Here is a 22901-nt window from a genome sequence, read left to right on the forward strand (position 1 = left end):
GGGGGTCCGTCGAACCTGTGGACAACTCATCGGGGAGGATCGCGTCATGACCGCCATCGAACAGAGCTCCGCCGTCGGGCCGGACCGCGTAGTCGCCGTCGTCGGCACCGGGACCATGGGACAGGGCATCGCCCAGGTGGCCCTGGTCGCCGGGCACCCCGTGCGGCTGTACGACGCCGTCCCGGGCCGGGCGAGGGAGGCCGCGGCGGCCCTCGCGGCCCGGCTGGAGCGGCTCGTCGAGAAAGGCCGGATCGCATCGGCCGAGCGCGACGCGGCGCTCGCCCGGCTGCACCCGGCCGAGGAGCTGACCGAACTCGCGGACGCCGCGCTGGTCGTCGAGGCGGTCCTCGAACAACTCGACGTCAAGCGGGAGCTGTTCACGGCGATCGAGGAGATCGTCGCCGAGGACTGCCTGCTCGCCACCAACACCTCCTCCCTGTCCGTCACCGCTGTCGCGGGCGCCCTGCGCCACCCGGGCCGCTTCGTCGGGCTGCACTTCTTCAACCCGGCGCCGCTGCTCCCCCTGGTCGAGGTCGTCTCCGGCTTCGCGACCGAGGAGGCGGCCGCCACGCGCGCGTACGAGACGGCGAAGGCGTGGGGCAAGACGCCGGTGCGGTGCGCCGACACCCCGGGCTTCCTGGTCAACCGCATCGCCAGGCCCTTCTACGCGGAGGCCTTCGCCGTCTACGAGGAGCGCGGCGCCGACCCCGCCACCATCGACGCCGTCCTGCGCGAGAGCGGCGGCTTCGCCATGGGCCCCTTCGAGCTGACCGACCTCATCGGGCAGGACGTCAACGAGGCCGTGACCCGCTCGGTGTGGGAGTCCTTCTTCCAGAGCCCCAAGTTCACCCCGTCGCTGGCCCAGCGCAGGCTGGTCGAGTCGGGCCTGCACGGCCGCAAGAGCGGCCGCGGCTGGTACGCGTACGGGGACGGCGCGGTGCGGCCCGAGCCGCACACCGCCGAGCCCGCCGACGCGCCCGCGGCCGTCACGGTCGTCGGTGACCTCGGCCCCGCCGCCGAGCTCGTCGCGATGATGCGCGAGGCCGGCGTCGAGGTGCAGACCGTCGAGTCGGGCGGCCCCTACATCGGGCTGCCGGGCGACGGCCAGCTCGTCCCGGCCGACGGGCGCACCTCCGTCGAGTACGCGGACGTCGTCTACTTCGACCTCGCCCTCGACTACCGGGGCGCGACCCGCATCGCGCTCTCGGCGAGCGAGGACACCTCCACGCGCGCGGTGAGCGAGGCCGTGGGCCTCTTCCAGAAGCTCGGCAAGAAGGTCAGCGTCATCGGGGACGTCCCCGGCATGATCGTCGCCCGTACCGTCGCGATGCTCGCCGACCTCGCAGCCGACGCGGTCGCCCGGGGCGTCGCCACGCCCGAGGACGTCGACACCGCGATGCGCCTCGGAGTCAACTACCCGCTCGGACCCGTCGAGTGGAGCCGCGGGCTCGGCCAGGACTGGGCGTACGACCTGCTGTCGGCGATGCACGAGCGCTGCCCCACCGGGCGGTACGCGCCCTCGCTCGCCCTCTACCGGCAGTCGTACAGCAACGGCGAGGAGACCGCCTCATGACCACCGCCAAGCGCGACACGTACACCCCCGAAACCCTGCTCACGGTCGCCGTGCGGGTCTTCAACGAGCGCGGCTACGACGGCACGTCCATGGAGCACCTGTCCAAGGCGGCCGGCATCTCCAAGTCGTCGATCTACCACCATGTGTCGGGCAAGGAGGAGCTGCTGCGGCGGGCCGTCAGCCGCGCCATCGACGGCCTGTTCGCCGTCCTGGACGAGCCGGGCGCCACGCGCGGGCGGGCGATCGAGCGGGTCGAGTACGTCACCAGACGTACGGTCGAAGTGCTGATGGCGGAGCTGCCGTACGTCACGCTGCTGCTGCGCGTACGCGGCAACACCAAGACCGAGCGCTGGGCGATGGAGCGCCGCCGGGAGTTCGACCAGTGCGTCTCCGACCTGCTCAAGGCCGCGGCGGCCGACGGCGACCTCCGTTCCGACATGGACATACGCCTGGCGACCCGGCTGCTGTTCGGCATGGTCAACTCCCTGGTGGAGTGGTACCGGCCGCAGCGCGACGGGGAGGCCGAGCGCGCCCAGGTCACCGAGGCGGTCGTCCACCTGGCCTTCGACGGGCTGCGCACCCACCCGTGACGCGCGCGTGCCGCTCAAGAAGGGCGACGGCTTCGGCTGTCTGACGCCCGAGCAGGCCAGGGCGGGCTTCCAGGTGCCGAGGTCGCCGAGGTCGACGGGGCGGCCGTCTATCTGCGTGCCAAGGGCGCCTGGAAGCTGCTTCTGATGGGCGCCTCCAAGGGCGGCACCGCCGTCCTGAAGGCGGCCACGGTGCTGGAGCCGAGGCCCGACGCCGTCGTCTCGCTCTCCGGACCGACCCAGTACGGCTCCACCGACGCCCTGGCGGCCGCCCCCGGGCTCACCTCGCCGGTGCTCTACATGGCGGGCGCGGACGACAACCCCTTCGGCGACGCGGCCGTCCAGCTGAGCCGGGCCAGCACCAAGGCGCCCGAGAATCGGCTCTACGAGCTCAAGGGCGTGTACCAGCACGGCGTCGCGCTGCTGGACGACGCCAAGAACTGGTCCACGGTGCTGGCCTTCCTCAAGAAGCACTGCACCTGACGGCGCCGGCCCCGCCTACGGCGTGCCGGGGCCCGGGTCCAGGTCGGTCTCCTCGAAGACCAGCAGGGTCCGGGTGGACAGCACCTCGGGGATCGACTGGAGCTTGGTCAAAACCAGTTCGCGCAGCGCCCGGTTGTCCGGCGAGTGCACCAGGAGCAGCACGTCGAAGTCGCCGCTGACCAGGGCGATGTGCGCGGCTCCGGGCAGCGCCTGGAGCTGCTCGCGGACCGTGCGCCACGAGTTCTGCACGATCTTGAGCGTGATGTACGCGGAGGCGCCCTGGCCCGCCCTCTCGTGGTCCACGCGCGCGGTGAAGCCGCGGATCACCCCGTCGTCCAGCAGCCGGTTGATCCGGGCGTAGGCGTTGGCGCGGGAGACGTGCACGCGCTCGGCCACGGAGCGTATCGACGCGCGGCCGTCGGTCTGGAGCATGCGCAGGATGTCGCGGTCGACGGCGTCCAGCGGCCGCGCGGCCGTGCTCTGGGTGCCCTGGCCCTCGTCGGCCATTTGTTCAGCTGCCATGTCCCCCCGCCTCCCTAGCATGGACGACCTGTCTCTATCCCAGGCTGTGCAGAACCGTTTGTCCACAGGCTCGCGGTGCCTGTAGCCAAAATGCGCTCTCGACCGAACAATCGGTAGGTGAGGCGCATCACACTGTCGTGCCTCCTTCCCGCTCCCACGAGGAGGTGCTTCGTCATGACGGTCCAAGAGCTGCCCGGTGCCGGTGCCGCCGCCTACCGGCCCACCCCTCCCCCTGCCTGGAGGCCCCGCACCGACCCCGCCCCGCTGCTCCCGGACCCCGAGCCGTACCGCGTGCTCGGCACGGACGCGCCGCTCGACCGCGCCCTGATGCTGCGGCTGTACGCGGAGCTGGTCCGCGGCCGGCGGTACAACGCGCAGGCCACCGCCCTCACCAAGCAGGGCCGCCTCGCGGTCTACCCGTCCTCCACCGGCCAGGAGGCCTGCGAGGTCGCGGCCGCACTGGTGCTCCAGGAGCAGGACTGGCTCTTCCCCAGCTACCGGGACACCCTCGCCGCCGTCGCCCGCGGACTCGACCCCGTACAGGCCCTTACCCTGCTGCGCGGCGACTGGCACACCGGATACGACCCGCACGAGCACCGCATCGCCCCCCTGTGCACGCCCCTGGCCACCCAGCTCCCGCACGCGGTGGGCCTGGCGCACGCCGCCCGCCTCAAGGGCGACGACGTGGTGGCGCTCGCCATGGTCGGCGACGGCGGCACCAGCGAGGGCGACTTCCACGAGGCGCTGAACTTCGCGGCCGTCTGGCAGGCCCCGGTCGTCTTCCTCGTGCAGAACAACGGCTTCGCGATCTCGGTGCCGCTGGCCAAGCAGACCGCGGCCCCCTCCCTCGCCCACAAGGCCGTCGGGTACGGGATGCCGGGCCGGCTGGTCGACGGCAACGACGCGGCGGCGGTCCACGAAGTGCTGGCCGACGCCGTCGCGCGCGCCCGCCGCGGCGGTGGCCCCACGCTGATCGAGGCGGTGACGTACCGGATCGAGGCGCACACCAACGCCGACGACGCCACCCGCTACCGGGTGGACGCCGAGGTGGAGGCGTGGCGCGACCACGACCCGATCCGGCTCCTGGAGGCCGAGCTGACCAGCCGCGGATTCCTCGACGACAGCGCGAAGAAGGCCGCGGCCGAGGCCGCGGAGACGATGGCCGCCGCCCTGCGCGAGCGGATGAACGCGGACGCGGAGCTCGACCCCATGGACCTCTTCGCGCACGTCTACGCCGAGAAGACGGCCCAGCTGCGCGAACAGGAGGCCCAGCTGCGGGCCGAGCTGGCGGCGCACGAGGACGAGGGGGAGCGATGACCACGGTCGCGGCGAAGCCCGCCACCATGGCGCAGGCGCTGCAGCGCGCCATGCGCGACGCGATGGCCGAGGACCCCTCGGTCCATGTCCTCGGAGAGGACGTGGGCACGCTCGGCGGGGTCTTCCGGATCACCGACGGACTCGCCAAGGAGTTCGGCGAGGACCGCTGCACCGACACCCCGCTCGCCGAGGCCGGGATCCTCGGCACGGCGGTCGGCATGGCGATGTACGGACTGCGGCCCGTGGTGGAGATGCAGTTCGACGCGTTCGCCTACCCGGCGTTCGAGCAGCTGATCAGCCATGTCTCCCGGATGCGCAACCGCACGCGCGGCTCCATGGGCATGCCGCTGGTGGTGCGGGTGCCGTACGGGGGCGGGATCGGCGGTGTGGAGCACCACAGCGACTCCTCCGAGGCGTACTACATGGCGACCCCGGGGCTGCACGTGGTGACGCCCGCCACCGTCGAGGACGCGTACGGGCTGCTGCGCGCGGCCATCGCCTCCGACGACCCGGTCGTCTTCCTGGAGCCCAAGCGGCTCTACTGGTCGAAGGCCGAGTGGTCGCCGGACGCGCCCACCGAGGTGGCGCCGATCGGCAAGGCGGTCGTCCGCCGCCCCGGCCGCAGCGCCACGCTGATCACCTACGGCCCGTCCGTCCCGGTCTGCCTGGAGGCGGCCGAGGCGGCCACGGCCGAGGGCTGGGACCTGGAGGTCGTCGACCTGCGCTCCCTCGTGCCCTTCGACGACGAAACGGTGTGCGCCTCGGTGCGGCGCACCGGCCGGGCGGTCGTCGTCCACGAGTCGACCGGCTTCGGCGGCCCCGGCGGCGAGATAGCGGCCCGGGTCACCGAGCGCTGCTTCCACCACCTGGAGGCGCCGGTGCTGCGCGTCGCCGGGTTCGACATCCCGTACCCGCCGCCGATGCTGGAGAAGCACCACCTGCCGGGCGTGGACCGGGTCCTGGACGCGGTGGCGCGGCTGCAGTGGGAGGCGGAGAGCTGATGCCCAAGGTCCTGGAATTCAAGCTGCCGGACCTCGGCGAGGGCCTCACCGAGGCGGAGATCGTGCGCTGGCTGGTGGCGGTGGGCGACGTCGTGGCGATCGACCAGCCGGTGGTCGAGGTCGAGACCGCCAAGGCGATGGTGGAGGTGCCGTGCCCCTACGGGGGCGTGGTGACGGCCCGGTTCGGCGAGGAGGGCACGGAACTGCCCGTCGGCGCGCCCCTGCTGACCGTCGCCGTCGCCACGCCCGAGGCCGCCGAGGCCGAGTCGTCGGAGTACTCCGGCAATGTGCTGGTCGGCTACGGCACGGGCGAGGCCGTGCGACGGCGGCGCCGGGTGCGCCCGGCACCGGTGGGCGCACCGCCCGCCGCCGCACCGGTGACGCCGTCCGGGCCCCCGGCGGGTGCCGCGCCCGGCCACGCGCGCGTCGCCGCCACCGCGGCGGCCACGGGCGGGTCCGCGCCCGCTGCGATGGCTGACGGCCCCGTGGCTGTCATCTCGCCCCTCGTACGGAAGCTGGCCCGTGAGAACGGGGTGGACCTGCGCGGGCTGACCGGTTCCGGGCCGGACGGGCTGATCCTGCGTTGCGACGTGGAGTCGGCGCTGCGGGCAGAGGCCGAACCGGTGGCAGCGATGGCAGCCGGGCCCGGGCCGGTGGCGGCCGGTTCCGCCACCGCCGGGACGCGGATACCGCTGCGCGGGATACGGGGTGCGGTCGCCGACAAGCTGGCGCGCAGCCGGACCGAGATCCCGGACGCGACGTGCTGGGTCGACGCGGACGCCACCGAACTCATGGCGGCGCGGGCCGCGATGAACGCGGTGGGCGGCCCGAAGATCTCCGTACTGGCCCTGCTGGCCCGGATCTGCACGGCCGCCCTCGACCGCTACCCCGAGCTCAACTCGACGGTGGACACGGCGGCACGGGAGATCGTGCGGCTGCCCGCCGTGCACCTGGGTTTCGCCGCCCAGACCGAGCGGGGTCTGGTCGTGCCGGTCGTCCGGGACGCGCAGGCGCGCAGCGCGGCGTCGCTCAGCGGGGAGTTCGCGCGGCTGACCGAGGCGGCCCGTGCGGGGACGCTGACACCCGGCGACCTGACCGGCGGCACCTTCACGCTGAACAACTACGGGGTGTTCGGGGTGGACGGTTCCACACCGATCATCAACCACCCCGAGGCGGCCATGCTCGGAGTGGGCCGGATCGTCCCCAAGCCGTGGGTGCACCAGGGCGAGCTGGCGGTGCGTCAGGTCGTCCAGCTGTCGCTGACGTTCGACCACCGGGTGTGCGACGGAGGCACGGCGGGCGGCTTCCTGCGGTACGTGGCGGACTGCGTGGAGCAGCCGGCGGTGCTGCTGCGGTCGCTGTAGCGGGGTAGGGGTGCCGGGGAGCCGGTACCCCTCACGCGCTTGTACTCCAGGTGTGTACCTCAGGTGCCATGCCCTGGCGCCCCGGGGCGCGATGCCCCTCGCACCCCGGGCGATACCCCTCGTAAGCCGCGCGCCCCATACTGCTGGGATGACGACCCCCTATGACGCCATCGTGCTCGCCGGAGGGGCCGCGCGGCGGCTCGGCGGGGCGGACAAGCCCGGGGTGCGGGTGGGGGGCAGAGCGCTGCTCGACCGTGTGCTCGGCGCCTGCGCCGGGGCCGGGGTCACCGTGGTGGTCGGCGGGCGCCGGACCACGGCGCGGCCCGTGGTGTGGACGCGGGAGGAACCGGCCGGCGGTGGGCCCCTCGCCGCGCTCGACGCGGGACTGCGGCTGACCACCGCCCCCTCGGTGCTGGCGCTCTCCGCCGACCTTCCCTTCCTGGGCGAACCCACCGTCGCGGGCCTGCTCGACGCGCTCGGCACGGGCGGACGCGAAGGCGTCCTGTGCGTTGACGAGAGCGGGCGGGCGCAGCCGCTCGTCGCCGTCTACCGGGCCGAGCCGCTCCGCCGTGAACTCGCCCTCCTCGCGGCCGAGCACGGGGGCCTCGGCGGGCTTCCCCTGCGGCTGCTGACCCGGGAACTCGACGTCACTCGCCTTCCCGTCCCCCAGCCCCTCGCCTCGTTCGACTGCGACACCTGGGAGGACATCGCGGCGGCCCGGGCCCGGATCAGGGAGCATGGGAACGTGCTGGACGAATGGATCACCGCAGTCAAGGACGAACTCGGCATCGACCTGGACGTCGACACCGGCGTGCTGCTCGACCTGGCCAGGGACGCCGCCCATGGCGTGGCCCGGCCCGCCGCGCCGCTCACGACCTTCCTGGTCGGCTACGCGGCCGCCAAGGCGGGCGGGGAGGGCGCCGACGTCGCCGAGGCGGCCCGCAAGGCCGCCGCCCTCGCCAACCGGTGGGCCGCAGAGAAGGACGAGCTCAACCCGTGACCGGCGCCGAGCCGTTCGTGTCGCCCGTCGACGACGGGGTGGAGGAGGCGCTGGCCCTCGTGAGTGCTCCCGTCCCCGCCCCCGGCCCCGCACCGGGGGCCCGTGCCCACCACCGCGCCGCGCCCTGGCACCAGGCCAGGGACATCGCCGTCGCGGCCGGGCGGGCGGCGCCCCGCCGCAGCCATCGGGTGCCGCTGGCCGAGGCCCTCGGCGAGACCCTCGCCGCCCCCCTCGCCGCCCTCACCGACCTGCCGTCCTTCGACACCTCCGCCATGGACGGCTGGGTCGTCGCGGGCCCCGGGCCCTGGCGGATCCGGGGCGCGGCCGACGGCATCCTCGCCGGGCACGCCGCGCCCGCCCCCCTCGCGGACGGCGAGGCGGTACGGATCGCCACCGGGGCGCGCATCCCCGCCGAGGCGACCGCCGTCCTGCGCAGCGAGCACGCCCGCGCGGACGAGGCCAAGGCGCTGCTCCACGCCGAGCGGGAGGTCGTCACCGGGCAGGACATCCGCCCGCGCGGGCAGGAGTGCCGCTCCGGCGATCAGCTGCTGCCCGCGTCCACGCTGGTCACCCCGGCCGTCCTGGGGCTGGCGGCGGCCGCCGGGTACGACGGGCTGAGCACCGTGCCACGGCCCCGCGTCGAGATCTTCGTCCTCGGCGACGAACTGCTGGCCGAGGGGTTGCCGCACGAAGGGCTGATCCGGGACGCGCTCGGCCCCATGCTGGGGCCCTGGCTGCGGATGCTCGGCGCGGAGGTCGTCGCCACGCGGCGGCTCACGGACGACGCCGAGGTGCTGTTCGCGGCCGTGACCGGGTCGGAGGCCGACGTGGTGGTGACGACCGGCGGCACGGCGGCCGGGCCCGTCGACCATGTGCACCCCGTGCTGCGGGCGGTGGGGGCCGAGCTGCTGGTGGACGGGGTCGCCGTCCGCCCCGGGCATCCGATGCTGCTGGCCCGGATCGACGCCGGGAAGCACCTGGTGGGGCTGCCGGGCAACCCGCTCGCGGCCGTCTCGGCGCTGCTCACGCTCGCCGAGCCCCTGCTGCGGGAGCTCGCGGGGCGGGCGGGCGGCGCCGCGGCCACCGGCCCGTACACCGCCGCGCTGCGCGACGAGGTCCACGGGCATCCGTACGACACCCGGCTCGTGCCCGTGGTGCACCGGGCCGACCGGGTCGTGCCGCTGCACTACAACGGTCCGGCGATGCTGCGGGGGATCGCGGCGGCGGACGGGCTGGCGGTCGTACCGCCCGGCGGGGCGCGGGCCGGTCAGGAGGTCGAGGTCCTGGACCTGCCGTGGGAGCAACTGGGGGCGAGGGAAGGGTGTTTCACGTGAAACCGTCCCGGCCGAGGCTCAACTCACGTACATCCGCGCGGTGTTTCACGTGAAACAACGTCCGTCGATGCTCAATACCCGTACTTCTGAACGGCGTTTCACGTGAAACATCCCGTCCTGCTCATCAACTGCCGCACCACCGAACGGTGTTTCACGTGAAACTGCCCGGCCAAGACGCGATCGCCCGGCAGGCGGGCGAGAACCTGGTCACCCGGCGGGTGAAGCTGCCGCGCCGGGTGGTCGACCGGCCGCTGCGGCAGGTCGGCAAGCGGCTGTTGATAGCGCTCGGTGTGCTGGCGCTGACCACGTTCATCGTGTGGATCGACCGTTCCGGCTACCACGACAACGCCAACGGCAAGCTGGATCTGCTGGACGCCGCCTACTACGCCACCGTCACGCTCTCCACGACGGGTTACGGCGACATCGTCCCGTACAGCGACAGTGCCAGGCTCAGCAACATCCTGCTGGTGACGCCGCTGCGCGTGCTCTTTCTGATCATCTTGGTCGGCACGACTCTCGAGGTCCTCACGGAGCGGACCCGGGAGGAGTGGCGGCTCAACCGCTGGAGGGCGAACTTGCGAGACCACACCGTCGTCGTCGGCTTCGGGACGAAGGGCCGTTCGGCGATCCAGACGCTGTGCGCGACCGGGCTGAAGAAGGAGCAGGTCGTGGTCGTCGACCCGAGCGCGAAGGTGGTCGAGACCGCCAATGCGGAGGGGTTCGTCGGGGTCATCGGGGACGCGACGCGCAGCGATGTGCTGCTCCGCGCCGAGTTGCAGAAGGCCCGGCAGGTCGTGATCGCGACTCAGCGCGATGACACGGCGGTGCTGGTCACGCTGACGGCACGCCAGCTCAACCGGGGGGCGAAGATCGTCGCGGCGGTGCGGGAGGAGGAGAACGCCCCGCTGCTGCGGCAGTCCGGGGCGGACGCGGTGATCACGAGCGCGAGCGCGGCCGGGCGGCTGCTCGGGCTGTCCGTGCTCAGCCCGAGCGCGGGCACGGTGATGGAGGACCTGATCCAGCAGGGCAGCGGGCTCGACCTCGTCGAACGGCCGGTGAAGAAGAGCGAGGTGGGGCGGGGGGTCCGGGAGACCGAGGACCTCACGGTCAGTGTGCTGCGCGGCCACCGGCTGCTCGCCTACGACGACGCGCAGGCCAGTCCGCTCCAGCTGACGGACCGGCTGATCACGATCGTACGGGCGGGCGGGGCGGCCTCGGAGGGCGCGGCGGAGTAGCGTCGGCCGCATGCATGCGATCACGATTCCTGAGCCGGGTGGTCCCGAAGCGCTGGTCTGGGCCGAGGTGCCCGATCCGGTGGCGGGCGAGGGCGAGGTCCTCGTCGAGGTGGCGGCGGCGGCCGTCAACCGTGCGGATGTGTTGCAGCGGCAGGGGCTCTACGAGCCGCCGCCGGGGGCGTCGCCGTATCCCGGCCTTGAGTGCTCCGGGCGGATCGTCGCGCTGGGGCCCGGGGTGTCCGGGTGGTCCGTGGGCGACGAGGTGTGCGCGCTGCTGAGCGGTGGCGGGTACGCGGAGAAGGTGGCGGTGCCGGTGGGGCAGTTGCTGCCGGTGCCGGAGGGGGTGGAGCTGACGGTCGCGGCGTCGCTGCCGGAGGCCGTGGCGACGGTGTGGTCCAACGTGTTCATGGTGGCCCATCTGCGGCCCGGCGAGACGCTGTTGGTGCACGGGGGCGCGAGCGGGATCGGCACGATGGCGATCCAGCTGGGCAAGGCGGTGGGGGCGCGGGTCGCCGTCACGGCGGGCGGGCCCGCGAAGCTGGCGCGGTGCGCGGAGCTGGGTGCGGACGTGCTGATCGACTACCGCGAGCAGGACTTCGTGGAGGAGGTCCGCAAGGCGACGGACGGGGCGGGGGCGGACGTCATCCTCGACATCATGGGGGCGAAGTATCTCGACCGGAACGTACGGGCGTTGGCGGTCAACGGGCGGCTGGCCGTCATCGGGATGCAGGGCGGGGTGAAGGGTGAGCTCAACCTCGGGGCGCTGATGGCGAAGCGGGGGGCGGTGACGGCGACGACGCTGCGGGGGCGGCCCGGGGTGGAGAAGACGGCGATCGTGGCGGCGGTTCGGGAGCATGTGTGGCCGCTGGTTGAGGCGGGGCGGGTGCGGCCGGTTGTGGATCGGGTGCTGGGGATGTCCTCTGCGGCGGAGGGGCATCGGGTGTTGGAGGCGGGGCAGCACGTGGGGAAGGTTTTGCTGGTGGTTTGAGCCCCACCCCGCCCCTCCCCTAAACCCTCCGGGGGCGTGGGTGGGTGCGGGAAGGGGGTGTCCCGGGGACTCCGTCCCCGGACCCCTGGGCGGGGGCTGCGCCCCCTGCGCCCCGCCTGTGTTCGTCGGGTGCGGGCCGGTGGGGGCTGGGCGCACAGTTCCCCGCGCCCCTTAGCGGGATCGTGAGGCCCGGGACCTGCACCCCGGCGGGGCTGCACCCCCCTCGCGCACATAGCGCGGGGCCGCCCCCGGCCCATCAAGCCGACAGGGCAGCCCCGCCGCACACTCCTACAAGTACGGGCCCGACCGGATCCCCGGCCCGTCCTCGTCGTCGTGAGGGGCGCCGGGCGGGAGGGCGCGGCGCATTTGTTCCAGTTGGGCTCGGGCTGCCATTTGTTGGGCGAACAGGGCCGTCTGGATGCCGTGGAAGAGGCCCTCCAGCCAGCCCACCAACTGGGCCTGGGCAATGCGGAGTTCTGCTTCCGAGGGGATCGCCTCGTCCGTGAAGGGGAGGGACAGGCGTTCCAGCTCCTCCACCAGCTCGGGAGCCAGACCGTCCTCCAGTTCCTTGACCGAGGAGGCGTGGATGCCCTTCAGGCGTACGCGGCTCGCCTCGTCCAGAGGAGCCGCGCGCACTTCTTCCAGAAGCTGTTTGATCATGCTGCCGATGCGCATGACCTTGGCAGGCTGTTCGACCATCTCCGTCACCGGGACCTCGCGCGACTCGTCGTCACCGCCGCCGATGGCCATGCCGTCCTGTCCGACGACCAGGATGTGGGGGCTGTCCGGCGACTGTTCGTTCCTCGGCATCTCCATGCCGCCCATTCTCTCGCACACGTGCCTCACATCACGTTGTGCCCCCGGGGAGAGGTGATCCACCCCCGGACAGGACAGGGAAATCCGTCAGGGGCGGCGTAGGCGCAGGGCCAGGAATCCCAGGCCCAGGCCCGTCAACGTCAGGCCCGCGCCCATCGACAGGACGTGGACCCGTAGGTCCGACGTCGTGGACAGGCGGGACGGTTGAACCTTGCGGGCCACCACCGGCTGGGCGCTCGGCGGTGGTGGCGGGGGCGAGCGGAACGCGTCGGCGATCGGCTGCGCCGACTCGTCCGGTACGTACGGGAGGGTCCCCGGCGGGCGGCCCGGGCGGGCCCTGCCCTCCCCCGCCCGGTTGCCCGCGAAACGCTGGTCCAGGGGGGCGGCGGACGGCGGCGGGTCCTCGGCGTACGCGAGCGTGCCGGGCGGGGTCACCAGCAGCAGGCCCGCCAGCGCGGCGCCCACGCCGAGTGTCCGGACCCGGAGCCCTGAAGCCATACGGACAGCGTCACATGCGCCGACAAAGCGGGCATCCCGGGTGCGTCACCCGGGTGCGCGCCGCCCGGGTCCCCTACTGCTGCGGCGGGTTGCCCGTCGACAGCGTCAGGGTGAACTGGGCTCCCTTCGGGTCCACGTCGACGCCCGCCGCCGGGAACTGCGTGACCACCGTGTCCTGGCCCCACTGCCCGTTGTCCACGGACTCGGTGTTGACCTTCCAGCCCGCCGCCTGGATGCACGACTTCACCGACAGGATGTCCTTGTAGGTGAAGTCGGGCGCCTGGACCTTCGACGGGTCGAGGGCGGACTTCGACGGGCTGGTGCACTTGGTCGTGTCCAGCGTGCGGCTGCGCTCCGGGCCCTTGTGGCCCGCGACGTTCTCGCCGGAGGCCTTCTTGTCGCCGCCCGAGTCCGACTCGTCGCCGCCGTTCAGCATCAGCGCCGTGACCAGGCCGCCGACCGCGAGGACCGCCACCGCGACCGCGCCGACGATCACGGGGGTGTTCTTCTTCGAGGAGTTCGAAGAAGAGGAACCGCCGCCGGTCGGAGCGCTCGGGGAGATCGTGTACGGCGGCGGGGTGTGCTGCGCGGGCATCGGTGCCTGCGGCTGCATCTGCTGCTGCGGGTAGCCGTACGAGGGCTGCGGCTGCGGCGTGGGAGCCGGCGTCGGCGGGCCGTACGGGCTCGCCTGGTAGGGGGTCTGGACGCTGCCCTGGTAGCCCTGCTGGGCAGAGGCGTCCAGCGGCGGGAAGACCGTCGAGCCGACGCCCTGGCCGCTGGCGACCGGGCCGCCGCCGGTGATCACCGGGGCCGCGCCGGTCTGGCCGCTGGCGGAGATGCGGGCGATCTCGTCGCGCATCGCGGCCGCGCTGGGGAAGCGCTCGTTCGGGTTCTTCTTCAGCGCGCGGGCCACCAGCGCGTCCACGGCCGGCGGGATGGACCGGTTGACCGTGGAGGGCGCGACCGGCTCCTCCTGGACGTGTGCGTACGCGATCGCCAGCGGCGAGTCGGCGTCGAACGGGATCCGGCCGGTGAGCAGCTGGAAGAGCATGATGCCGACCGAGTACAGGTCGGAGCGGGCGTCGACGCCCCGGCCCAGCGCCTGCTCGGGCGAGAGGTACTGCGGGGTGCCGACGACCATGCCGGTCTGGGTCATCGAGGTGACGCCGGACTGCATGGCGCGCGCGATGCCGAAGTCCATGACCTTGACCACGCCGCGCTTGGTCACCATCACGTTGCCGGGCTTGATGTCGCGGTGGACCAGGCCCATCTCGTGGCTGACCTCCAGTGCCGCCAGTACGTCGGCGGTCATCTTGAGGGCCTTGTCGGCGGGCATCGCGCCGTACTGCTGGATGTCGGTGTGCAGCACCGAGCCGAGCGGCTGGCCCTCCACGTACTCCATGACGATGTACGGCATCATCGCGCCGCCCAGCTCGTCCTCACCGGTGTCGAAGACCGACACGATGTTGGTGTGCTGGAGCTTGGCGACGGCCTGGGCCTCGCGGCGGAAGCGCTCGCGGAACGACTGTTCCCGGCCGAGTTCGGTGTGCAGGGTCTTGATCGCCACCTGGCGGTCGAGGGCGGCGTCGTAGGCCAGGTAGACCGAGGCCATGCCGCCTTCGCCGAGGAGGTCGCGCAGCTGGTAGCGCCCGCCCGCGATGGACCCGCCCGCATAGCGGCCCTGTGCGCCGTCCTGGCTCATGACTGTGCATCCCCCTGGGTGCCGGTGGTCCACTGTTCTGCGCGGCGTGCGGGATCCCCGACGGGTGTCCTGCCGGGGGTCCGGGGGTTGTCCCCCGGGAGATGCAGCCGGGCCAAGTCTGCCGGAGGGGTCTGACACGTCAAGCCGGGTGCCCGTTCCGTGACCGTACGCGCAAGAAGCGTCTCGTAAGCGTTACCGGAATCGCATGGAATTTGCATGGGTACACGCGGAACCGATTGGATGGCCGGTCCATCCCGAACCGGCGGCCTGTACGAACGCTGTAGCGTGCACTACTGCACAACCGTAAGACCGTAAGGAACCACCGCTGACGCGGCCAGACACGACGGCGAGGACAGATGGCACCCGAACCCGAGGGAAACGGCGCCGGGATGCCCGATGCGCAGGACCACGAGTCGTGGGTCGGCGGACTCGTCGGTGACGGCCGCTACCGGCTGACGCACCGGCTCGGCCGGGGCGGCATGGCGGAGGTCTTCGCGGCCGAAGACGTACGCCTGGGCCGTACCGTCGCGGTGAAGCTGCTCCGTCCCGACCTCGCCGAGGACCCGGTCTCCAAGGCCCGCTTCACGCGCGAGGCGCAGTCGGTGGCCGGGCTCAACCACCACGCGGTGGTGGCGGTGTACGACTCGGGCGAGGACGTGGTGGGCGGCCAGACCGTCCCGTACATCGTGATGGAGCTGGTCGAGGGCCGCACCATCCGTGACCTGCTGGTCCAGGCGGACGCACCGCCGCCGGAGCAGGCGCTGATCATCGTCTCCGGCGTCCTTGAGGCGCTGGCGTACTCGCACCAGCACGGCATCGTGCACCGCGACATCAAGCCCGCCAACGTGATCATCACGCACACCGGCGCCGTGAAGGTGATGGACTTCGGCATCGCGCGCGCCCTGCACGGCGCGCAGTCGACGATGACGCAGACCGGCATGGTCATGGGCACGCCGCAGTACCTCTCGCCGGAGCAGGCGCTCGGCAAGGCCGTCGACCACCGCTCCGACCTGTACGCGACGGGCTGCCTGCTGTACGAACTGCTCGCGCTGCGCCCGCCCTTCACCGGTGAGACACCGTTGTCGGTGGTGTACCAGCACGTCCAGGACACCCCGGTGCCGCCGTCGCAGGTGGCCGATGTGGCGCCGCCGGAACTCGACGGCCTCGTCATGCGTTCTCTCGCCAAGGACCCGGACGACCGTTTCCAGTCCGCCGAGGAGATGCGCGGCCTGGTCCAGTACGGATTGCAGATGCTCCAGGCGCAGGGCGGCCACACCGGCACCTGGAACACCGGTCCGGTCGAGGTCATGCACGAGGGCGCCCACACCCCCGCCATGGGCATGACCGCGCCGACCAGTGCCATGGGCCACCCCGTGCACGGGGAGACCTCGCAGTTCCGCGGTCCGATCCTGCCGCCGATGAACCCGGACGACGGCGGGTACGACGGGGGTTACGGCTCGGGCGGCTACAACAACGGCGGCTACAACGGCAACGGGCGCCGGTCGGGCGGCGGCCGGGGCAAGGTCGTCCTGTTCGTGGTGCTCGCGATCATCGCGATCGCGGCGGGCGTGGCGTTCGCGCTCAACGCGGCGAACAAGAAGGACGGCGGTCAGACGCCGAAGAAGCCGACGGTCTCCCACAGCCCGTCGCCGTCCGACGAGTCGAAGACGTCGCCGAGCCCCGACGACCAGGCCACCCGCGGCCAGGACCAGACGTCGACGACCGGCGGCAACAACCCGCCGCCGTACACGCCGTCGCCCAAGCACAGCAAGAAGCGCTCGCCGTCGCCGGGCACCAACCAGGGCACGACGTCCGGGACGACGGAAGGCGGCACGACGAACCAGGGCACGACGTCGGGCACGGACCAGGGCACGACCACGGGCACGGACCAGGGGACGACGACCGGCACGACGACCGGCACGGACCAGGGGACGACGACCGGCACGACGGACCAGGGCACGACGACCGGCAACGACGGCGGTACGACCACGGGCACCAGCACCGGGACGACCACCGGCACCAGCACGGGGACGAACCAGGGCACCACGACCGGGACGACCGCGGGTCAGAGCGCCGGCGGCAGCACGCCCAAGACGCCCTGAGGCGCCGGGCGTTCGCGCCTCACCCCGCGAACGCCTCGCACACCGCCTCGTATTCACGGGTCCACCAGACCGCGAGGGCCGACGCCGCGGGGAACTGCGGGTCGGCCCTTCGGTCGTGGAGCTGGTAGCGCCAGCGCAGGATCCAGAAGTCGTTGAGCCGCTCCCACCACACGCGGTGGACGGCCGCGGCGAGCTCCGCCGGGTCCGCGCCGGTGGCTCCCCGGTACGCGCGGGCGTACGCGCGCACCTTGTCCAGCTCCAGTTCCCCGGCCGGGCGTACGAAGAAGATCACGGCGGCCCGTACCGCCTCCTCCGCGCGGGGCTGGACGCCCAGGCGGTCCCAGTCGACGATCGCGGCGGGCTCCTTGCCGCGGTAGAGCAGGTTCAGCGGGTGGAAGTCGCCGTGCACCCAGCCGCCGGTGGTCTGCGGGGGCGGGCGGCGGTGGGCGTGCTGCTCGATGAGGTGGCGGCGCTCGCGCAGCCGGTGTTCGGCGAGCTCGTCGAAGGAGTCGCGGGGGCGGCGCCGGCGGGCGCGGGCGAGCAGGTCGTCGATGAGGGCGAAGGTGTCGGCGGGGTCGGCGCTGAGGTGGTCGGCGGCGGGCCCGCGCCCCTCCATCACCTCCTCCAGGCAGATGTGGACGAGGCCGAGCAGCGCGCCGAGCCGCCGCGAGCCGACGGCGCCGAGCTGGGCGCCGTCGCGGTGGCGGCCGTCAACCCACGGGTGCAGCGCGTAGCAGCGGCCGCCGAGGACGGCGACGGTGTCGCCGTCGGAGTCCGGTACGGGGGGCGCGACGGGCACGCCGAGCGCCTGGAGGCGGCGGGTGGCGTCGTGCTGGCGGGCGATGGCCTCGCGGTCGCCGTCGAGGTGGTGCTTGAGGAAGAACTCGCCGCGGGTGGTGGCGAGGCGGTAACCGCGGTTGAGGAGGCCCTGGGCGACGGGTTCGCAGGTGAGCGGCTCGCCCAGTGAGGCGTATCGGCGCAGCAGGTCCCTCACGGGCGGGGTTGCATATGAGCGCGGCACGCGCCAGATGTTAGATCACGCGGCGTGGCGCAGGTGTCGCTCTGTGGAATAGTCCAACGAGTGGACGGTTACGAACTGGGGTTCGATCCGCAGATAGACGGGCTCGAAGGGCTCGCCGTCCACGTGGTGCGGGGCCGGGCCGAAGAGTTCGAGCTCGTCGGGGGTGGGGTCGAAGGGCTCGGCGGTCCCGGTGAACTGCACGGACCAGAGGTCCCCGTCGTCCGCCCCCAGGTTGTCCGCGCCGTACGCCACGACGCTGCCGAGGCAGGCGTGGTGGTAGCCGAGGCCGGCGTGGACGCGCAGGACGACGCGGTCGTCGACCACGAGGTGGCGGGCGGGGGCGATGAAGGGGAGGGCGCGCACGCTGGTGGCTATACGGCCGTACGGGACCCTGCGGAGCAGGGCGATGGCTCGGCGCTCCTCGGTGGACATGGGTCCACTGTCGCGCCGGGCCGCACCCCCGACCAGTGCCGCGCGCCCCCACTCCGTGGGCCATAGGTCCCGAACCGCCCCATGGGGCTGCGCCCCTGGAACCCCGTTCGTCTGCGGACCGGTGGGGGCTGGTCGCGCAGTTCCCCGCGCCCCTTATCGGGCCGGTGTTCGTCTGCGGACCGTGGTGGGTTGCTCGCGCAGTTCCCCGCGCCCCTAACCACCTAGGGGCGCGGGGAACTGCGCGACCAGCCACAGACGGCCCGCAGACGAAGGCCGGGCCCCGGAGGCTACTGGCGCTCCGCCTGGATGCGGGCCACATACGCCGCCGCCTGGGAGCGCCGCTCCATTCCCAGTTTCGACAGCAGCGACGACACATAGTTCTTGATCGTCTTCTCCGCCAGGTGCAGGCGCTCGCCGATCACCCGGTTCGTGAGGCCCTCGCCGATCAGGTCGAGGATCTTGCGTTCCTGCTCGGTGAGGTTCGACAGGCGGTCGTCGCCCTTGGCCGTGCCGCCGTCGCGCAGGCGCTCAAGGACCCGGGCCGTCGCGACCGGGTCGAGCAGGGACTTGCCCGCCGCCACGTCCCGTACGGCCGAAAGGAGTTCGCTGCCCCGGATCGCCTTCAGGACATATCCGGACGCACCCGCCATGATCGCATCGAAGAGGGCCTCGTCATCGGCGAACGAGGTCAGCATCAGGCATTTGATGTCCTCGTTCTGGGAGCGGATCTCGCGGCAGACCTCCACGCCGCTCCCGTCCGGCAGCCGGACGTCGAGCACCGCCACGTCCGGACGCGTCGCGGGGATCCTGACCAGGGCATCCGCCGCGGTGCCGGCCTCGCCGACCACCTCGATGTCCTCCTCGACGGAGAGCATTTCGTGGACGCCGCGGCGGACCACTTCGTGGTCGTCGAGCAGGAATACGGTGATTTTGCCTGGTTCGCGCACGGAATCAGTCTCACACATTCGCTCTTCCCGTGCCGCAGGTGACCGGGATAACGTGCCGTTGTTCCGGCGGCCTGCAAGGCTGTCATCAGTGCTGTGACCAGTGGTTGTTCCCCGCTTTCTCGATTTACTTGGAAATCCAAGCAAAATCGCAGGTCAAATGGGGTTTCGCAGTAATGCGCAGCACTGGGTAACGTGCCTATGACAGGGCGCTCGCCGGGGCACCTGTCACGCCTGGTTCCCGGTGAGGCGCACCCACCCCCGTGCACCGCGACCGGAAGCAGGCGAGGAGCCGCAACTGGCCACACCGGCGAACCCGGGGGCCGGACAGACGGAGGAGCACGCACGTGACCGTGGAGAGCACTGCCGCGCGCAAACCGCGACGCAGCAGCAAGCGCACCGGTAGCAGCGCCGGGAAGGCTGTCGCCGACCCCCAGCTCGTACAGCTGCTGACGCCCGAGGGCCAGCGGGTCGAGCACCCTGACTACGACGTTGACCTGACCCCCGAAGAGCTGCGCGGGCTCTACCGCGACATGGTGCTGACCCGGCGCTTCGACGCCGAGGCCACCGCACTGCAGCGCCAGGGCGAGCTGGGCCTGTGGGCCTCGCTGCTCGGCCAGGAGGCCGCCCAGATCGGCTCCGGCCGCGCCCTGCGCGACGACGACTACGTGTTCCCCACCTACCGCGAGCACGGTGTGGCCTGGTGCCGTGGGGTCGACCCCACCAACCTGCTCGGCATGTTCCGTGGCGTCAACCACGGCGGCTGGGACCCCAACAGCAACAATTTCCACCTGTACACGATCGTGATCGGCTCGCAGACGCTGCACGCGACCGGTTACGCCATGGGCGTGGCCAAGGACGGCGCGGACTCGGCCGTGATCGCGTACTTCGGTGACGGCGCCTCCAGCCAGGGCGACGTCGCGGAGTCGTTCACCTTCTCCGCCGTCTACAACGCCCCGGTCGTGTTCTTCTGCCAGAACAACCAGTGGGCGATCTCGGAGCCGACCGAGCGGCAGACCCGGGTGCCGCTCTACCAGCGCGCCCAGGGCTACGGCTTCCCCGGCGTCCGGGTCGACGGCAACGACGTGCTGGCCTGTCTGGCCGTGACCCGGTCCGCCCTGGAGCGGGCCCGGCGCGGCGAGGGCCCGACCCTGGTCGAGGCGTTCACGTACCGGATGGGTGCGCACACCACCTCCGACGACCCGACGAAGTACCGGGCCGACGAGGAGCGCGAGGCGTGGGAGGCCAAGGACCCGATCCTGCGGCTGAAGACGTACCTGGAGAACGAGGGGCACGCCGACGAGGCGTTCTTCGCCTCCCTGGAGGAGGAGTCCGAGACGCTCGGCAAGCGGGTCCGCGAGGCGGTCCGCGCCATGCCCGACCCGGACCGGATGGCCATCTTCGAGAACATCTACGCCGACGGGCACGCGCTCGTCGACGAGGAGCGGGCCCAGTTCGCGGCCTACCAGGCGTCGTTCGCGACTGAGTCCGATGGCGGCTCCGCCGCGGGGGAGGGCAAGTAGCCATGACCGTACAGAAGCTTCCCATCGCGAAGGCGATCAACGAGTCGCTGCGCAAGGCGATGGAGACCGACCCCAAGGTCCTGATCATGGGTGAGGACGTCGGCAAGCTCGGCGGCGTCTTCCGGGTCACCGACGGGCTGCAGAAGGACTTCGGCGAGGGCCGGGTCATCGACACCCCGCTCGCCGAGTCCGGCATCGTCGGCACCGCGATCGGCCTGGCCCTGCGCGGCTACCGCCCGGTCGTGGAGATCCAGTTCGACGGCTTCGTCTTCCCGGCGTACGACCAGATCGTCACCCAGCTCGCGAAGATGCACGCCCGCGCGCTCGGCAAGATCAAGCTCCCGGTCGTCGTCCGCATCCCCTACGGCGGCGGCATCGGCGCGGTCGAGCACCACAGCGAGTCCCCGGAGGCGCTCTTCGCGCACGTGCCGGGCCTCAAGGTGGTCTCGCCCTCCAACGCCTCCGACGCGTACTGGATGATGCAGCAGGCCATCCAGTCCGACGACCCCATCATCTTCTTCGAGCCCAAGCGGCGCTACTGGGACAAGAGCGACGTCGACACCGACGCCATCCCCGGCCCGCTGCACAAGGCCCGTACGGTCGTGGCCGGTTCGGACCTGACGCTGGTGGCGTACGGTCCGATGGTGAAGGTCTGCGTGGAGGCGGCCGCGGCCGCCGCCGAGGAGGGCAAGTCGGTCGAGGTCCTGGACCTGCGCTCGATGTCCCCGATCGACTTCGACGCGGTCCAGGCGTCGGTCGAGAAGACCGGCCGTCTGGTCGTGGTCCACGAGGCGCCGGTGTTCTACGGCGCGGGCGCGGAGATCGCCGCGCGGATCACCGAGCGCAGCTTCTACCACCTGGAGGCACCGGTGCTCAGGGTCGGCGGCTACCACGCCCCGTACCCGCCGGCGCGCCTGGAGGAGGAGTACCTGCCGGGTCTGGACCGGGTGCTCGACGCCGTCGACCGCTCGCTGGCGTACTGAGGAGTCCCGTGACCATGACTGAAACTTCTGTCCGCTTCCGCGAGTTCAAGATGCCGGACGTCGGCGAGGGGCTCACCGAGGCCGAGATCCTCAAGTGGTACGTCCAGCCCGGTGACACCGTCACCGACGGCCAGGTCGTCTGCGAGGTGGAGACGGCGAAGGCGGCCGTCGAGCTGCCGATCCCGTTCGACGGGGTGGTGCACGAGCTGCGCTTCCCCGAGGGCACGACGGTCGACGTCGGCGAGGTGATCATCTCGGTGGACGTGGCCCCGGGCTCCGGTGAGCCGGTCGCCGAAGCAGCAGTCCCCGCCCCGGCTCCTGTCGTCGAGGCGCCCGCCGAGCCCGAGGCGCCCAAGGGCCGCCAGCCGGTCCTCGTGGGCTACGGCGTCGCCGAGTCCTCCACCAAGCGCCGTCCGCGCAAGGGGGTTTCGGTCCCCGAGCAGGCCGCGGCCGCCGCCGTGCAGGCCGAGCTGAACGGCCACGGCGCCGCCCCGGCGGTCGCCCGGCCGCTGGCGAAGCCGCCGGTCCGCAAGCTGGCCAAGGACCTGGGCATCGACCTGGCGACCGTGGTCCCGACCGGCCCGGACGGCGTCATCACCCGCGAGGACGTCCACGCGGCGGCTGCCCCGGTGGCCGAACCGGCCCCTGTTTCACGTGAAACAACTCCCGCGCCCGTCGCGGCCGTTGTCTCCTCGGACGCGCGCGAGACCCGTATCCCGATCAAGGGCGTACGGAAGGCGACCGCGCAGGCGATGATCGGCTCGGCGTTCACCGCGCCGCACGTCACCGAGTTCGTGACGGTCGACGTCACGCGCACGATGAAGCTGGTCGAGGAGCTGAAGGGCGACAAGGAGATGGCGGGGCTGCGGGTCAACCCGCTCCTGCTCATCGCCAAGGCCCTGCTCGTCGCCATCAAGCGCAACCCCGACGTCAACGCGTCGTGGGACGAGGCGGCGCAGGAGATCGTCCTCAAGCACTATGTGAACCTGGGCATCGCGGCCGCCACCCCGCGCGGTCTGATCGTCCCGAACATCAAGGACGCCCACGACAAGACGCTGCCGCAACTGGCCGCGTCCCTGGGTGACTTGGTGTCGACGGCCCGCGAGGGCAAGACGTCCCCGGCGGCGATGCAGGGCGGTACGGTCACCATCACCAATGTGGGCGTGTTCGGCGTCGACACGGGCACCCCGATCCTGAACCCGGGCGAGTCCGCGATCCTCGCGGTCGGTGCGATCAAGCTCCAGCCGTGGGTCCACAAGGGCAAGGTGAAGCCCCGCCAGGTCACCACGCTGGCGCTGTCCTTCGACCACCGCCTGGTCGACGGCGAGCTGGGCTCCAAGGTGCTGGCCGATGTGGCGGCGATCCTGGAGCAGCCCAAGCGGCTGATCACCTGGGCGTAAGCGCGTGCACGTGCCCCCGGACGCACTGGCGTCCGGGGGCACTGCCGTGCGCTGAAGCGGACCAGGGGCGTTCCGG

21 protein-coding genes are annotated in these 22901 nt (G+C 72.2%); 14 read left to right on the top strand and 7 right to left on the bottom strand.

Annotation, left to right across the window (positions count from 1 at the left end; genetic code table 11):
- Positions 1-46: 46 nt before the first annotated feature.
- The 3 genes from QIY60_RS13375 to QIY60_RS13385 all read left to right on the top strand — a co-directional run bounded on the left by QIY60_RS13375 (position 47) and on the right by QIY60_RS13385 (position 2643).
- Positions 47-1573, top strand: coding sequence for a 3-hydroxyacyl-CoA dehydrogenase (locus QIY60_RS13375; RefSeq protein ID WP_283142609.1), 1527 nt, complete (start codon positions 47-49; stop codon positions 1571-1573).
- Entirely contained in the window at positions 1570-2163 is a 594-nt protein-coding gene (locus QIY60_RS13380) for a TetR/AcrR family transcriptional regulator (protein WP_283142610.1), read from the top strand. The genes QIY60_RS13375 and QIY60_RS13380 overlap by 4 nt, the downstream gene beginning before the upstream one ends.
- Positions 2164-2307: 144 nt before the next feature.
- Positions 2308-2643, top strand: a complete 336-nt coding sequence (locus QIY60_RS13385) for a hypothetical protein (protein ID WP_283142611.1) — start codon at positions 2308-2310, stop codon at positions 2641-2643.
- Positions 2644-2658: 15 nt separating this feature from the next.
- Here the strand turns inward: QIY60_RS13385 and QIY60_RS13390 are convergent, their stop codons facing one another.
- Positions 2659-3165 carry an Lrp/AsnC family transcriptional regulator gene (locus QIY60_RS13390; protein WP_283142612.1) on the bottom strand — a complete coding sequence of 169 codons (507 nt, stop codon included), beginning with the start codon at positions 3163-3165 and terminating at the stop codon, positions 2659-2661.
- 174 nt (positions 3166-3339) lie between these two features.
- On the opposite strand from QIY60_RS13390, the gene pdhA (QIY60_RS13395) reads away from it, so the two are divergent.
- The 7 genes from pdhA (QIY60_RS13395) (at position 3340) to QIY60_RS13425 (ending at position 11404) form a co-directional block, all read left to right on the top strand.
- Positions 3340-4482, top strand: coding sequence for a pyruvate dehydrogenase (acetyl-transferring) E1 component subunit alpha (gene pdhA, locus QIY60_RS13395; protein WP_283142613.1), 1143 nt, complete (start codon positions 3340-3342; stop codon positions 4480-4482).
- Positions 4479-5483: an alpha-ketoacid dehydrogenase subunit beta gene (locus QIY60_RS13400; RefSeq protein ID WP_283142614.1), complete on the top strand. Its 1005-nt coding sequence runs from the start codon at positions 4479-4481 to the stop codon at positions 5481-5483. The genes pdhA (QIY60_RS13395) and QIY60_RS13400 overlap by 4 nt, the downstream gene beginning before the upstream one ends.
- Positions 5483-6847 carry a dihydrolipoamide acetyltransferase family protein gene (locus QIY60_RS13405; RefSeq protein WP_283142615.1) on the top strand — a complete coding sequence of 455 codons (1365 nt, stop codon included), beginning with the start codon at positions 5483-5485 and terminating at the stop codon, positions 6845-6847. The genes QIY60_RS13400 and QIY60_RS13405 overlap by 1 nt, the downstream gene beginning before the upstream one ends.
- A gap of 148 nt (positions 6848-6995) precedes the next feature.
- Complete coding sequence (locus tag QIY60_RS13410; protein WP_283142616.1) at positions 6996-7847, top strand: DUF6457 domain-containing protein; 852 nt, start codon at positions 6996-6998, stop codon at positions 7845-7847.
- Between the two features lie 50 nt (positions 7848-7897).
- Entirely contained in the window at positions 7898-9181 is a 1284-nt protein-coding gene (locus tag QIY60_RS13415; protein WP_283145917.1) for a molybdopterin molybdotransferase MoeA, read from the top strand.
- Between the two features lie 155 nt (positions 9182-9336).
- A complete protein-coding gene (locus QIY60_RS13420) occupies positions 9337-10416 on the top strand; it encodes a potassium channel family protein (RefSeq protein ID WP_283142617.1) in 1080 nt (359 codons plus the stop codon).
- A gap of 10 nt (positions 10417-10426) precedes the next feature.
- Entirely contained in the window at positions 10427-11404 is a 978-nt protein-coding gene (locus QIY60_RS13425; protein ID WP_283142618.1) for an NAD(P)H-quinone oxidoreductase, read from the top strand.
- Between the two features lie 288 nt (positions 11405-11692).
- Here QIY60_RS13425 and QIY60_RS13430 read toward each other — a convergent pair whose 3' ends face one another.
- The 3 genes from QIY60_RS13430 to QIY60_RS13440 all read right to left on the bottom strand — a co-directional run bounded on the left by QIY60_RS13430 (position 11693) and on the right by QIY60_RS13440 (position 14420).
- Complete coding sequence (locus tag QIY60_RS13430) at positions 11693-12220, bottom strand: bacterial proteasome activator family protein (RefSeq protein ID WP_283142619.1); 528 nt, start codon at positions 12218-12220, stop codon at positions 11693-11695.
- Positions 12221-12307: 87 nt separating this feature from the next.
- A complete protein-coding gene (locus QIY60_RS13435; RefSeq protein WP_283142620.1) occupies positions 12308-12718 on the bottom strand; it encodes a hypothetical protein in 411 nt (136 codons plus the stop codon).
- A gap of 73 nt (positions 12719-12791) precedes the next feature.
- A complete protein-coding gene (locus tag QIY60_RS13440; protein ID WP_283142621.1) occupies positions 12792-14420 on the bottom strand; it encodes a protein kinase in 1629 nt (542 codons plus the stop codon).
- Positions 14421-14776: 356 nt separating this feature from the next.
- Between QIY60_RS13440 and QIY60_RS13445 the strand changes: the two genes are divergently transcribed.
- A complete protein-coding gene (locus QIY60_RS13445; RefSeq protein ID WP_283142622.1) occupies positions 14777-16522 on the top strand; it encodes a protein kinase in 1746 nt (581 codons plus the stop codon).
- A 19-nt stretch (positions 16523-16541) separates the two neighbouring features.
- Here the strand turns inward: QIY60_RS13445 and QIY60_RS13450 are convergent, their stop codons facing one another.
- From QIY60_RS13450 to QIY60_RS13460, 3 genes are all read right to left on the bottom strand, one after another.
- Complete coding sequence (locus QIY60_RS13450; RefSeq protein ID WP_283142623.1) at positions 16542-17543, bottom strand: phosphotransferase; 1002 nt, start codon at positions 17541-17543, stop codon at positions 16542-16544.
- A gap of 15 nt (positions 17544-17558) precedes the next feature.
- Complete coding sequence (locus QIY60_RS13455; RefSeq protein WP_283142624.1) at positions 17559-17975, bottom strand: pyridoxamine 5'-phosphate oxidase family protein; 417 nt, start codon at positions 17973-17975, stop codon at positions 17559-17561.
- A gap of 287 nt (positions 17976-18262) precedes the next feature.
- Complete coding sequence (locus QIY60_RS13460; protein ID WP_283142625.1) at positions 18263-18922, bottom strand: response regulator transcription factor; 660 nt, start codon at positions 18920-18922, stop codon at positions 18263-18265.
- A gap of 344 nt (positions 18923-19266) precedes the next feature.
- On the opposite strand from QIY60_RS13460, the gene pdhA (QIY60_RS13465) reads away from it, so the two are divergent.
- From pdhA (QIY60_RS13465) to QIY60_RS13475, 3 genes are read left to right on the top strand one after another with little or no spacing between them, the layout of a single operon-like run.
- Complete coding sequence (gene pdhA / locus QIY60_RS13465) at positions 19267-20442, top strand: pyruvate dehydrogenase (acetyl-transferring) E1 component subunit alpha (protein ID WP_283142626.1); 1176 nt, start codon at positions 19267-19269, stop codon at positions 20440-20442.
- Positions 20443-20444: 2 nt separating this feature from the next.
- Positions 20445-21425, top strand: coding sequence for an alpha-ketoacid dehydrogenase subunit beta (locus QIY60_RS13470; RefSeq protein ID WP_283142627.1), 981 nt, complete (start codon positions 20445-20447; stop codon positions 21423-21425).
- A gap of 14 nt (positions 21426-21439) precedes the next feature.
- Positions 21440-22825 (top strand): dihydrolipoamide acetyltransferase family protein, encoded by a 1386-nt coding sequence (locus tag QIY60_RS13475; protein ID WP_283142628.1) that lies wholly within the window; start codon positions 21440-21442, stop codon positions 22823-22825.
- Positions 22826-22901: the final 76 nt, after the last annotated feature.

Origin of the sequence: Streptomyces sp. BPTC-684, assembly GCF_030028635.1 — a bacterium.
Taxonomy (GTDB): domain Bacteria; phylum Actinomycetota; class Actinomycetes; order Streptomycetales; family Streptomycetaceae; genus Streptomyces; species Streptomyces noboritoensis.

What these genes read in the sequence shown, in the direction of transcription:
- QIY60_RS13375 (WP_283142609.1), top strand. Translation starts at nt 47, where the DNA reads ATGACCGCCATCGAACAGAGCTCCGCCGTCGGGCCGGACCGCGTAGTC.
- QIY60_RS13380 (WP_283142610.1), top strand. Translation starts at nt 1,570, where the DNA reads ATGACCACCGCCAAGCGCGACACGTACACCCCCGAAACCCTGCTCACG.
- QIY60_RS13385 (WP_283142611.1), top strand. Translation starts at nt 2,308, where the DNA reads ATGGGCGCCTCCAAGGGCGGCACCGCCGTCCTGAAGGCGGCCACGGTG.
- QIY60_RS13390 (WP_283142612.1), bottom strand. Translation starts at nt 3,165, where the DNA reads ATGGCAGCTGAACAAATGGCCGACGAGGGCCAGGGCACCCAGAGCACG.
- pdhA (WP_283142613.1), top strand. Translation starts at nt 3,340, where the DNA reads ATGACGGTCCAAGAGCTGCCCGGTGCCGGTGCCGCCGCCTACCGGCCC.
- QIY60_RS13400 (WP_283142614.1), top strand. Translation starts at nt 4,479, where the DNA reads ATGACCACGGTCGCGGCGAAGCCCGCCACCATGGCGCAGGCGCTGCAG.
- QIY60_RS13405 (WP_283142615.1), top strand. Translation starts at nt 5,483, where the DNA reads ATGCCCAAGGTCCTGGAATTCAAGCTGCCGGACCTCGGCGAGGGCCTC.
- QIY60_RS13410 (WP_283142616.1), top strand. Translation starts at nt 6,996, where the DNA reads ATGACGACCCCCTATGACGCCATCGTGCTCGCCGGAGGGGCCGCGCGG.
- QIY60_RS13425 (WP_283142618.1), top strand. Translation starts at nt 10,427, where the DNA reads ATGCATGCGATCACGATTCCTGAGCCGGGTGGTCCCGAAGCGCTGGTC.
- QIY60_RS13430 (WP_283142619.1), bottom strand. Translation starts at nt 12,220, where the DNA reads ATGGAGATGCCGAGGAACGAACAGTCGCCGGACAGCCCCCACATCCTG.
- QIY60_RS13435 (WP_283142620.1), bottom strand. Translation starts at nt 12,718, where the DNA reads ATGGCTTCAGGGCTCCGGGTCCGGACACTCGGCGTGGGCGCCGCGCTG.
- QIY60_RS13440 (WP_283142621.1), bottom strand. Translation starts at nt 14,420, where the DNA reads ATGAGCCAGGACGGCGCACAGGGCCGCTATGCGGGCGGGTCCATCGCG.
- QIY60_RS13445 (WP_283142622.1), top strand. Translation starts at nt 14,777, where the DNA reads ATGGCACCCGAACCCGAGGGAAACGGCGCCGGGATGCCCGATGCGCAG.
- QIY60_RS13455 (WP_283142624.1), bottom strand. Translation starts at nt 17,975, where the DNA reads ATGTCCACCGAGGAGCGCCGAGCCATCGCCCTGCTCCGCAGGGTCCCG.
- QIY60_RS13470 (WP_283142627.1), top strand. Translation starts at nt 20,445, where the DNA reads ATGACCGTACAGAAGCTTCCCATCGCGAAGGCGATCAACGAGTCGCTG.
- QIY60_RS13475 (WP_283142628.1), top strand. Translation starts at nt 21,440, where the DNA reads ATGACTGAAACTTCTGTCCGCTTCCGCGAGTTCAAGATGCCGGACGTC.